Raw genomic sequence first — 12429 nt, forward strand, 5'->3', positions numbered from 1 at the left:
TTACACCCTCTTCTTTTTTAATTTAAGTAATACTTTGCTCAAGCTTTCTTCCGTAAGATCCTCTGCATCAGCAAAATCTGATACCGTAAAAGCAGACTCTGTTGTTGGTTTATTTATAAGTTGACGAAGATGCCTCAACATACCATCTGCTATCAATTGAATTTTTAATTTAGAAAACTGTTCTCTACTATACATCCAAACAAAATGTAACTTTTCATCTTTCACCATTCCGATAACATCAATTAGATGAGATGGTTTGGAATCTGGAGCATGATCTAAAAATGTAAATCCTGTCTCTTGCATAAACAAAGATTCCCTTGAGAAAACCTGATCAAATTGGCCCAAATAGTTAAAACTTATTGAAGGCTTTTGCTGATAAAACGGAAGTAATCCTTTATTCAAGTAACGTAAAATACCATAGTCAACTCCGCGATCTGGGATTCGACGCAATTGTTCTTTGACAGACTTTAATCCTTCAATAGGTGTTTGAGTTCCTTGAAAATTGAGATGAACGGGATAAATACTCGTGAACCAGCCCACTGTCCTTGATAAATCAATACCTTCAATTACCTCTTCTCTTCCGTGTCCTTCTAGATGAATAGAAACGGTTTGCTGATTTGTACAATCGACGATAGCTTGTCCTAATGCCGTTAATAGTACCTCATCAATCCTTGTCTTATGAGTTACTGGAACTTCGTGTAACAATTCATGTGTTTCTTCTATTCCTAAAGTCCTCGTCACTTGATCAATCGATTCCTCTGTCGTTTCTTGTATTGGATAGTCCATTGGAATTTTCATCGTTTCTTTTTCTACTTGTTGATTCCAATAATTTTGTACTTCTTTTGAAATACCCGAATCACTGTATGTCTGGAGTCGTTCAGACCACTCTTTAAAAGATGTACTTTTCGCAGGTAAGCGAACTTCTTGACCTTGTTTCATCTGGTTATATACCACCTGTAAATCTTCCAATAGAATCCTCCATGACACTCCATCTACTACTAAATGATGAATCACCCAGAATATTCGATCATTTCCAGTCAAGTTATCTTCAAAGTACACTACTCTCATTAACGGACCAGTAACTAAATTGAAACTAGCTTGATTAATGTTCATTTCTTCTTGTATTATTGTATTCCACTCTTTTTCATTAACTTGATTCCGTTTTACAACATGGAGTACTGACAGCTCATCAGTCTCTTCATTTCTCTGCCTCCACGTTCCGTTCGGTAACTGTTCGTACCGGAAACGTAAAGCATCATGATGTTTGAGTAAATTTAATATCGCTCCCTCTAGTAATTTCACATCCAATCTTTCTTTTACTCTTAAAAGCATTGATTGATTCCAATGCTCTGTATGTGGATGTTCTTGCTCGAAGAACCAGCACTGAATTGGAGTAAGAGGCACATCACCTATCACAATTCCCTGCTCCGCTTGTACTCCCTGCGTTTCTATAGCCACTTGTGCCAGCTCAGCGATAGTTGGGCATTCAAACATTTGCTTTGGAGTAAGTTTTAACCCCACTTGACTTGCTTGAGATATGATTTGAATACTGAGAATCGAGTCGCCACCAATTTCAAAGAAATTATCATAGATTCCCACCTTTTTAACACCTAATACTCGCTTCCAAATGGTAGTCAGTATCTGTTCGTTACTATTCCGAGGGCCAACACATTCACTATTAATCTGCTTTTCCTCCGGCATAGGTAAGGCCTCACGATCAACTTTACCGTTAGCTGTAAGTGGGATAGCTTCCATCGCCACAAATCCCGAAGGAACCATATAACTTGGTAGTTTCGCTTTAAGATACTCTCTCCACCCATCTACATTTCCATCTCCTACAACATATGCTACTAATCTTTTATCGCCCGGCTGATCTTCTCTTACAATTACAACTGCCTCTTTTACATATACATATGTATGTAAAGTAGACTCAATTTCCCCAATTTCAATTCTGAAACCACGTATTTTAACCTGATGATCAATTCTTCCACGATAATCTAAATTCCCATCTGGCAAATACCTCGCTAAGTCTCCTGTCCGGTATAATCTTGCTTTCGGATCACTACTAAATGGATGAGATATAAAACGCTCTGCTGTTAATTCAGGTCTATTTAAATATCCACGTGCCAATCCTGCTCCACCAATATAAAGTTCACCATCAACACCTATAGGAACAGGTTGTTGATAAGCGTCTAGTATATACACTTCTAAATCGAGAATCCGCTTTCCAATATTACTTCTTGAAGCATGCTGCACATCATCTAGAGTAATTGGATAATATGTAACATGAACTGTAGTTTCTGTAATTCCATACATATTAATTAACTGTGGGTTTTTCTCACCATACCTTTGAAACCACGGTAACAAGCTAATAGGTTCTAATGCTTCTCCGCCAAATATTACGTAACGTAGCTGCAAATTTTTATTCTTATCTTCTTGTTCACACACTCGTATTAATTGTCGAAATGCGGAAGGTGTCTGATTTAGAACTGTGACTTCTTCCTCCACTAATAATTGATAAAAATCCTTAGGTGATCGACTAATCCAGTACGGAACAACAACTAATTTTCCACCATATAATAATGCTCCCCAAATTTCCCATACTGAGAAATCAAATGCATACGAATGAAAAAGCGTCCAAGTATCTTTTTCATTAAACTGATACCAACAATCCGTTGATTTAAATAACCGAATGACATTGTGATGCTCTATCATAACGCCCTTTGGATTTCCCGTTGATCCCGAAGTATAGATTACATATGCCAGATTTTTGGGACCGACATCAGAAAGCGGCAAAGTCTTACTTTCTTTCCCAATCTCATCTTGATCACGATCCAGGCAAATCGACTCAACATTTTCTGGTAACCATTTCAATTCTTTTAAACTTTCTTGCGTCACGAATAACTGAATGCTAGCATCTTCTAAAATATATTGAAGTCGCTGCTCTGGATATGTTGGATCGAGTGGAACATAAGCCCCACCAGCCTTCAAAACCCCTAAAATACCTACAATCATTTCGAGGGAACGTTCAACGCATATTCCAACTAAAGTATCAGGTCCTACTCCCTTTTTCTGCAAATAATGAGCTAACTGGTTTGCACGTTCATTAAGCTCCTTATAAGTAATTTTTTCTTGTTCATACGTAACTGCAATAGTATTTGGATAAATCATCGCTTGCTGTTCGAATATTTCATGAATAGTTACTTGAGGTGGGACATTTAGTTTAGGATTGTTGAACTCAACTAAACTTATTCTTTTATCTTCCTCAGAAATGATTTCTATTTCAGCTACCTTCTGCTTTGGTTTTTCAAAAGTGTTTTCCATTATCGCTAACATCACGTTAAAAAACCGTTTTATCTCTTCCTTAGAAAATAGCTCCTCACGATAATCAATATGTACATGTAAAGAGTCAATATCAATTAGATTTTCAATATGCACTGCAAAATCTTGTACCTCTTCATGGTTTGGAATCCATAGTGAGTCACCACTTTCATCGCGATCCCTATAATCAATCGTAGTTCCGAAAAGTCTCACATTACTATTATTCTCTTTATTAATCTGCTTTAACAACAAATCAAATGGATATTTCTGGTGCCTCAATAATTTGCTTTGTTTTCTGGACACCCTGCTAATAAATGAAAGTACTTCTTCTTCTGGATCAATATCCATTCTTAAAGGAACTGTACTCACCATCATTCCAATCAATTTTCGTTCCATTTTAGTCATACGATTGCCGTAAGCCATTCCTAAACCAATATCAAGCGATGAAGTCCACCGATACATGGACAACGAGAAAGCAGCAACAAAAAAAGTGTATAAACTAATTTTGTAATCTTCAGAAAATTTTTCTATCTTTCTCTTCAAATGCTCCGTTAATATAAATGTCTCACGTGATGCTTTAGTGCTAACTTGGTACGTATTATAGGGCTTCAATCCAGTCACAGATGGCAGTGTTTTAAATTCCTCTAACCAGAATTTTTGATCTTTTTGAAAGCGACTACTATTCAAGTATGTTTGTTCATTGGTCAGGAATTGAACATATGAATTTTTAATTTCGCCTTCCTCATTCTCGTTATGCATTTCATAATAATATTTTGCAATTTGCTCAGTAAATATTTGAATTGATAAACCATCCATAATAATATGATGAACATTTCCAAAGACTGCACATTCATTATCGTTTAATTTTATTAAAGCGAAATAGTATAAATCTGAATTAAATAATGTAAACGTGTCTTTTGTTTTCTGCTCAATCCATTCCTCAAGCAAATTTGTATTCTCCACATTACTGAAATCAAAAAACTCAAATTCTTGTTCTTCATGTTTAATAAAATATTGTTTCGGTTCCTGATGCCCATTTTCTTTTAACCTAATGCACAGACCGTCATTTTCACTGATAACGCGATTCACAACTTGGTTTAATTTTGAATAATTCATTTTCCGATGAAGTTTAAATAAAAATCTTAAATTACATATTCCTTTATCAGAATGAATAACTTCTGTATACCATATTCTTCGCTGCGGATGGCTTAATCGATAACATTCCTCATTGGTCATAAAAATCTCCCCTTCAAAAATTATTTGCTCTTATAGGTTCGTGTTTATGTTTAGCCCATAAATATTTCTGCAGTGAAACTCCAATTAATCCAATAATAACAAGCCCAATCCCTCCATAAACATAGAGTTGAGTTACTCCAAACAAATGCACTAATGGGCCACTCATAGCAGGAGAAATAATTAGAACTGCGTTTGTTAAACTGCTTTGTATACCAAATACTCTTCCTACTTGATCTTGGTCGGATTCTATTTGTAAAATGACTTGATTAGATACAAGCATCAGCCCACTTCCGATACCAGCGATAAAACTAATTAAATAGGCTAAAACGAAGACCGTACCGGGCGTTATCAAACCAATCCCCCCAAAACCAATTCCCATTAAAACCATACCTCCACATACTACCCAGCCATATTGAAATTGTTTTAATTTCTGAGTTAGTAGTGCACCAAGTATTCCGCCAAGACCAATAATAGAAATGATATATCCCATTTTACTTTTATCATGTGGGAATAAGCTCTTAAATAAAGTTGGGAATTGTGAGTCGACTAATTGTAATACTGCCATGGCTATTGTAACGAAAATCATGGTTGATAATATTATCCGATTAGATAACACATAACCCCACCCTTGTACCCAAGCGGTCCAAGTACTTTGTTTTTGCTTTTCAACAAATTCTTTCGATATAGTTTCTTTAAATTTTATTGTGGGTATGAGAACTAAGGTAGCTAATAAACAACTTATAGCTCTTATAATGAGGCAGAACTCTGGTTGAAACCAGCTCAGCAACATGCCCCCTATAAGTGGACCTACTATCTTGGTACCCTGCTCTACTATTCCGTTGATACTTACTGCTTTAGTAAGTAAGTCCGGGGATACAATCTGTCTTGTTAGTGTTTGCTGTGCAGGATAATAGAAAACAATAAAAATGGAACGAATCATTAATGCCACTAAGAGCCAGTGGATATCTTGTACAAATAAAAGAGCAATTGTTATTAGACCAACCATTAGATTACAGAACATCATAATTGGAATTTTTCTAAAACGATCTGCAATAACACCTGCCCATGAGCCAAAAATAATTCCAGGAAGTGCATATGCAACAGGGATCAATCCAATCATAGTAGGATCTACTTCCCATTCAAACCCAACTATAGTCATAATCGCTAACATATCAATAAAAACACCAAGCATAAGCAATGAATAAGCAGAGAAAACTTGTAAATAAACCCTATTTCCTAATAGGCCTTTTGAATCAGTAGTTTTCATAAAAGCAAGCTCCTTAGGTTACTAATATAAACGCTTTTGCGTATAAGGTACCCCTTTATTAAACCTAATTAATCATTATAAAGATTTCACCTAGAATGTAACTTCGTCAAAACCTAGACTAATCTCAAGGTTTAGTTTATTTTAAATAGTCAGATAAATTTAGGCGCACCTATTTCTTCGTATTTATATCAACTGTTACAACATAGACCTTTACCTTACACTAAAAAACAGCTAAACATTACCTTAATATAACCATTTATAGTTGTTTGCACATTCAATTCACATCCTTTTTAAAGTTGGCTTTTTTCTATCTCAAATACTATCACACAAATATTTCACCTACTATATTCATAAAGTTGAAATATTTGAATCAGAAAATTCGGATAAAAAAAACCAACCCACAAATCATACCAAACAATTATTTAGTTATATTGTCAGTTTATAGATGGCTTTAGCCATAAGGATATCAAAAATTAAGTTTCTTAATTTTATTAACATAATAGTTTAAAGAGACTATAAATCCTACTAAACAAAAAGATAAATATACAATAAAGTATATTTATCTTTTCTTATCCTACATATTTTCTATGCAAATTAATTCCAATAACTAAAATTGATAATAAAAATATAATACTACCAATTACTAATGTACTCATAACAGAATTGAATAATATAGTATTAATACTTCTACACCTACTACCTATTTTATTTATTAGATATTTACACTTCAAAAAAATTACAAATTATTCACAATTAGGATACACACCCAAAATATGATTTGAATATGTTATTATATTTTAAGATAATATAAAATCAGTTTTTCTAAAAGAGAACTTAATTTTAATGTAGTACGAAATTGTTAGTACTACAGTATATATTTTAAGTTAGTTATAAAAACGTTTAAAGACCACCTATTTCCATAAGTGATCTTTCTTTGTAATTCTACATTTATGCACTACTGTAGAAATATATCGTAGATACGCTTTGTATGCTAAATTTCTAGTTCTCTCCATTTACTAAAAAACATAGCTTAGCACAATTAATATCATATTCGTTAAATTGCAAACTATTATTTTGTCTTCTGTACAGACAAACTACTAAAAATCAAATCAGCAACTTTTACATATCCTTTTGAGTTTGGATGAATTAAATCCTTAGACCAAAGCGTATTGTCATTAACTAAATGATGATTCCAAAAATCAACATGATGAAACTTATATTCTCTGCTCAGTGAACGTATAACTTCATTTGCCTCTAATAATTGTTCTTTTATTACTTGTTTTTTTTCAGAAGCAAAAGGAAGCCTAACTGTAAAATCAGGAAGGTTTGCTATAATAATATCAGCCCCTGCTTTACTTAATGAATCTATCATAAATTCCATATCGTTCTTATATGCATCATGATTCCAACGTCCTTTTAAAACATCGTTTGCCCCTGCAATGAGACTAACCAAATCTGGATTAAAAGTTAACGCCTTTTCCAATTGCTGCGAGCGAATTTCTTTAGTTACTAAGCCACGCTTTGCCAAATTAGCATATTTTATATCGTTTTCACACAGTTGAACAAAATGATCTATCCAGCTTTTTAATGCAATTCCCTCAACTTCATCCCCTATCCCCTCTGTAAAACTATCACCAATTGCTACAAATCGCTTCCACATATGTATTCCCCCTTTATTATTAACCATATCTATACTATACAATAGCTCACACCGTAATTGTTATTTCTAAGTGGTTTTCGATTTCAATTATATTCCACTTTATTATATTTACATTTAGAATCCAAAATTGACCGATTCCTAAGTATACTTAGGAATCGGTCATATTCGTATATTTACTAAAGAAATAAAATTTCTCTAGGAATTATACTTTTTTCAAAAAATTGGTTGTTCTTTGTTTTGCCCAGTTGATACATTTCTTTTCGATTAAATGATATGAAACTATAGAAAAAAGTAGTGTCATTGCAATGCATAAAGTAAGAAGGAAAAAGATAGGTATCTTTGTATACAAAAGTTTAAATAGTACCATCATGATTGGAAAATGACACAAATAGATACTGTATGAAATTTCTCCTAAATATACAAATACACTCTTATTTAAAAATGCTTTTACTTTTAGGTTACTCATAGCCATTATAATAAATATACCAACCCCCATTACGACACCCCAATCTTTTAATAAGAAAGTAGTATCATTACGGGAAAAACCATAAATTAAAATGGAATATAAATACAGAATAATCCCTAATGCAATAAGAAATCCTTTTTTAAATTTTTTCATATTCCTATATGAGTAGATAAGTTTTTCCTGATACTTAAAAAGTAACATTCCAACCATAAACATAGATGTAAAATGCAGTGTATCAGCATAACCATTATAAAATCCTTCAGCTTTCCCAATATACAACACATTAAGAAAAACACTAATTAAAGAAAAGCTCAAAGCAAATAGTATCGTTTTCTTCCAATTCAATTTATAAAAAAGAAGGAATAACAAAGGAAACACAATAGATATACGCATTTCTTGAGCCAATGACCAAATAACTGGATTATAATTTTCCGTAAAAAAGTTATTAAGAAGCACAAAGTGGTTTAGAATATCTAATTTTGTTATAGACCCTTGCCACCTATCATAGAACCAATCCCGTAGTCCTACCACTTCATACGACGAAAATAAAATAAATAAAACAAAGGAAACAATTATCCAAAAATAATAAGGAATATAGATTCTTACAAATCTCTTAATTAAATATCCCCAATAATTTGTTTTTGAATGATAAAGTGCCATCGATAACACAAAACCACTTAGTACATAAAAAACGATAACAGCTTCCCCACCCGCCCATAAAAACCTAAGCGGGGAAAATTTAATAGAATTAGGCAACGATGGTAGCATTAAACAAAAATGTCCAAATACCACAGTAAGTGCCGCTAACCCTCGTATGGAATCTAATTCTTTTATTCTCTTACTCATAAAATGTTCTCCTTGTAAATTGTAGATTTTGCTTTTCATAAAGGCCACTATGCGAATGTAGTGAGAGAATTGTACACATCGTTTCTTTAAATTCCTAATATAAGCAGTAAAAAGTTAATTTGACCTCCATTTCTTTATATACATAATTTAAAACAAAATATTTAATACAAAGAAAAGATTTTATTAAATTTTTATAAAGTGAAACTTTAATGGGTGGTTTTTCATCATGTAACTTTATTAAACTAACCTTGCACCAGAATCCTTTAAATCGAAAGATTCATAATAAACGCCATCCCTTCTGTATATTTCTACAAAAAGAATAGCGTTTTTGGAGTATATGGATACAAATTTATTTTAGCTTAATAGAAATACAAAAAGTTCCGAAGGACCAAATTTGAAAAGTAATACAATCTTTCATTCCAAACTATCCACATAAGAATCTATAATACTTTGAAACCTTTTGTTTCAAACTAATATTTAGTTGTATCCTATAAAATTAGCTTTTTACTATATCAATCGCACTATCCCACATACCACTAAAAAAAGATCCAGTTTTACGTATAAAACGTGTAAACCAATTTGCTTGTTCCACATCAGATTTTGTTACAAGGTCTATTTGTAATGAATTACCTGATAAGAACCCAGGATCGGTATTATCTTTAGGCGAGATAATTATTTTACTAATTGTTACACCTTTTTTAATAGGCGCTTCTGGTTCTTTATTTGATACTTTAAATTCTTTTTTATAACCGTCTTTGTTTCCCTTCCGCATTGGAAGTGAAACAGCTTGCTTCGTTTGAACTACTACATCTTTCTCTTTTGCATTTGCTACTCGTACCGTTTCATGTCCTTTTACTACTGAATCTTTTCCGTAGACATTCTTCACTTCAAAATTCGCAAATCCATAATCGTATAATTTCTTTGTTTCATCAAAGCGTGCCGTATGAGATTTTGCTTTTATCACTACAGAAATTAGGCGCATACCATTTCTTTCTACTGTACCAGTGAAACAATCTCCCGCTTCTGGAGTCGTTCCTGTTTTCAAACCATCTACACCTTCATATTGCTTAATTAAACCTTTTAACATCCAGTTAAAGTTCGCCATATCAATTGGATATTTACCACCCTCTTGGAATGTTTTTTTAGGAATTTTTGCTGTATTCAATATTTGGGGAAAATCTTGAATAAGACGTTGTGCTAAAATTGCACAATCCCTTGCAGACATTTTATTTTTCTCGTCTAGAGTTGTCCCTTCTAGGTGATATCCTTTTAAATCTTGATTTGTTAAGCCTGTAGAGTTTACAAATTTATAATCTTTCATTCCAAACTCTTTCGACTTATCGTTCATCATTTTTACAAAATTGCCCTCTTTACCAGCAATCTCTTCAACTAAAGCAATTGTTGCACCATTTGCAGAATAAATTGCCATTGCCTCATATAACTCTTTTACCGTATAAGAGCCACCATTTTCTAATGGAACATTTGATAATGAACGATCTTGCGAAATCTTATGTGCATATTCAGAAATTTTAACTTTTTGATCCCATTTAAGTTTTCCTTTATCTACCGCTTCATGAACTAAGTATTCGCTCATCATTTTTGTCATACTAGCAATTGCCAATGATTCATCTGCATTTTTTTGATATAAAATTTTTCCGGAATTTGCTTCTATTAAAATTGCTGATCCTGCTTCAACCTCTATAGCAGAAACTGTTTCCGCTGCTGCTCTTCCAAATGTAACGAACATACTAAAAAATAGTGTAAGCACTGTTACTATTGCAATAAATCTCTTGCAAAACATACCTTTCACTTCTGTTACCTCCAATATCTTTGTACTCAAAAAAGCGTTATTCTAACATAATCTCAAAAAAATAGAAAGTGTTCTCAAATTGTATATACATATTAAACGTTAGGATTGCTTTCATATAGACCATCTCATCTGACACTTTTAGGTGCCCTGATACTTTGTATTCCCACGCATATCCTTATTTTTAATCCCCTTATATTTTTTAAAATGATTCGCACTTTCATATTTTTTAGGATTACAATTAATAGACAATCTACATAATACATTTGTTCCACATTTACAAAAAATAAAGTGAAACTTTAATCAGTGGGGGTTTTGTTCATCCCCACTAATTATTAACCCTCACCAATCGGGATTTTAATTATTCAATTGAGCTATTTGCTAGACTTATATTAGAGATAAATTTTCTTTAGTCTAAACCATTAGTTTTTTGTAATAAAAAAACTACACCCAATACTGAATGTAGTTTTTCTAACTAACTAATTTATTTATTTTTTACTTCATTTTTATAAAAAGCAAATAATGGTTCAATGGATGGACTAGATAACAGCGGAATTGCCTTCTCGATCAATTTCCTATCCCAATCAAACCAACGCATTTCCATTAACATGTTTATTTCTGTATCAGTGAATCGTTTCTTTATTTCCTTAGCAGGATTTCCACCAACTATTGTATACGGCGGAACATCTTTACTTACGACAGATCCTGCAGCAACAATTGCACCTTCACCAATAGTAACGCCAGGCATTATTATAGCATTCATTCCAATCCAAGCATCACTTTTAATGACTGTATCGCCCTTAGTTTCATATGATTGTTCAATTTGCTCAGCGAATGGATATACTGTAATCCATTCTGAGTGATGATTATGGTTACCACCCATTAAAATGACTACTCCACTTGCAATGCAAACATAATTCCCAATAATGAGTTTATCAAGATGCCATCCCATCTGTTCAATTGGATTAAACAGTGCTTGTGACTTAGCATCCCCCCACAAATACCTTACACAACCATCTTCAAAATTTTGATGACCATAATACCCTGAATAATAGGAGTACTCTCCTACTTCAATGAGTGGATTTGTTACTATATCTTTTATATATTTTGTTTCTGACCAATGATTAAATAATGGATGCTTCATAACTTTATTCCTCGCTTCTAAGTATTATATATTTTGCTATTTACTTAGAAGCTTACTACGACTGCTACATTTTTTAGCTTTCTCAAACGACGAATCATTATCTTCAAGCCTTTCTTTTATAATAGAAAAAGCATAACGCAATACATTACACTAGTCAAATTGTGTAATTTTGAACACATCTTAAACAGTGTAATACTGCAATAACAACATGAAAACACTCTAACTTCGATACAAATACTATATTTATTACATTTAGTTCATATTTTGTAAAAAAATCTTAATTGCCATGACAAAGCAAACAATAACCACTATTGGTCGTATTAATGACGTCCCTTTTGTAAGCACCATCTTCGCCCCAATATATGACCCTATAATTTGACCAAGCATCATAATCAATCCAATTGTCCAATCGATTTGGCCAAAAATAATAAAATACAACAAAGCAGCGAAATTACTAGTAAAATTCAAAATCTTAGCATTTGCAGTTGCCCGTGTAGCACTATATCCACATAAAAGAATGAACGCTAAAGCAATCAAGCTACCTGTTCCTGGGCCGAAGAAACCATCATAAAATCCAAGGAATGGAGGCACTGTTAACGCAAACAACAACATACTTATTTTTCTCGGTCGATCTTCGTTTGCTATATTTGGAGATAATAGAAAATAAAGACCAATAATAATA

At 32.9% G+C, this 12429-nt stretch carries 7 protein-coding genes; all 7 read right to left on the minus strand.

Annotation, left to right across the window (positions count from 1 at the left end; translation table 11 throughout):
• A complete protein-coding gene (locus tag DN403_RS09685) occupies positions 1-4557 on the minus strand; it encodes a non-ribosomal peptide synthetase (protein ID WP_149185426.1) in 4557 nt (1518 codons plus the stop codon).
• A 13-nt stretch (positions 4558-4570) separates the two neighbouring features.
• On the minus strand, positions 4571-5824 hold the full coding sequence (locus tag DN403_RS09690) for an MFS transporter (protein ID WP_000858612.1): 1254 nt from the start codon (positions 5822-5824) through the stop codon (positions 4571-4573).
• A gap of 1069 nt (positions 5825-6893) precedes the next feature.
• Positions 6894-7484, minus strand: a complete 591-nt coding sequence (locus DN403_RS09695; RefSeq protein WP_000265867.1) for an SGNH/GDSL hydrolase family protein — start codon at positions 7482-7484, stop codon at positions 6894-6896.
• A gap of 202 nt (positions 7485-7686) precedes the next feature.
• Complete coding sequence (locus DN403_RS09700) at positions 7687-8835, minus strand: acyltransferase family protein (protein WP_003282126.1); 1149 nt, start codon at positions 8833-8835, stop codon at positions 7687-7689.
• 457 nt (positions 8836-9292) lie between these two features.
• On the minus strand, positions 9293-10606 hold the full coding sequence (locus DN403_RS09705; protein ID WP_081143199.1) for a D-alanyl-D-alanine carboxypeptidase family protein: 1314 nt from the start codon (positions 10604-10606) through the stop codon (positions 9293-9295).
• Positions 10607-11087: 481 nt separating this feature from the next.
• Positions 11088-11747 carry a CatB-related O-acetyltransferase gene (locus tag DN403_RS09710; protein ID WP_000682536.1) on the minus strand — a complete coding sequence of 220 codons (660 nt, stop codon included), beginning with the start codon at positions 11745-11747 and terminating at the stop codon, positions 11088-11090.
• Positions 11748-11999: 252 nt separating this feature from the next.
• A partial coding sequence (locus DN403_RS09715; protein ID WP_149185427.1) for a TSUP family transporter occupies positions 12000-12429 on the minus strand: 430 nt, incomplete at its 5' end.

It is taken from the genome of Bacillus sp. AY2-1 (genome assembly GCF_008368965.1).
In the GTDB taxonomy this organism is placed as follows: Bacteria; Bacillota; Bacilli; order Bacillales; family Bacillaceae_G; genus Bacillus_A; species Bacillus_A thuringiensis_S.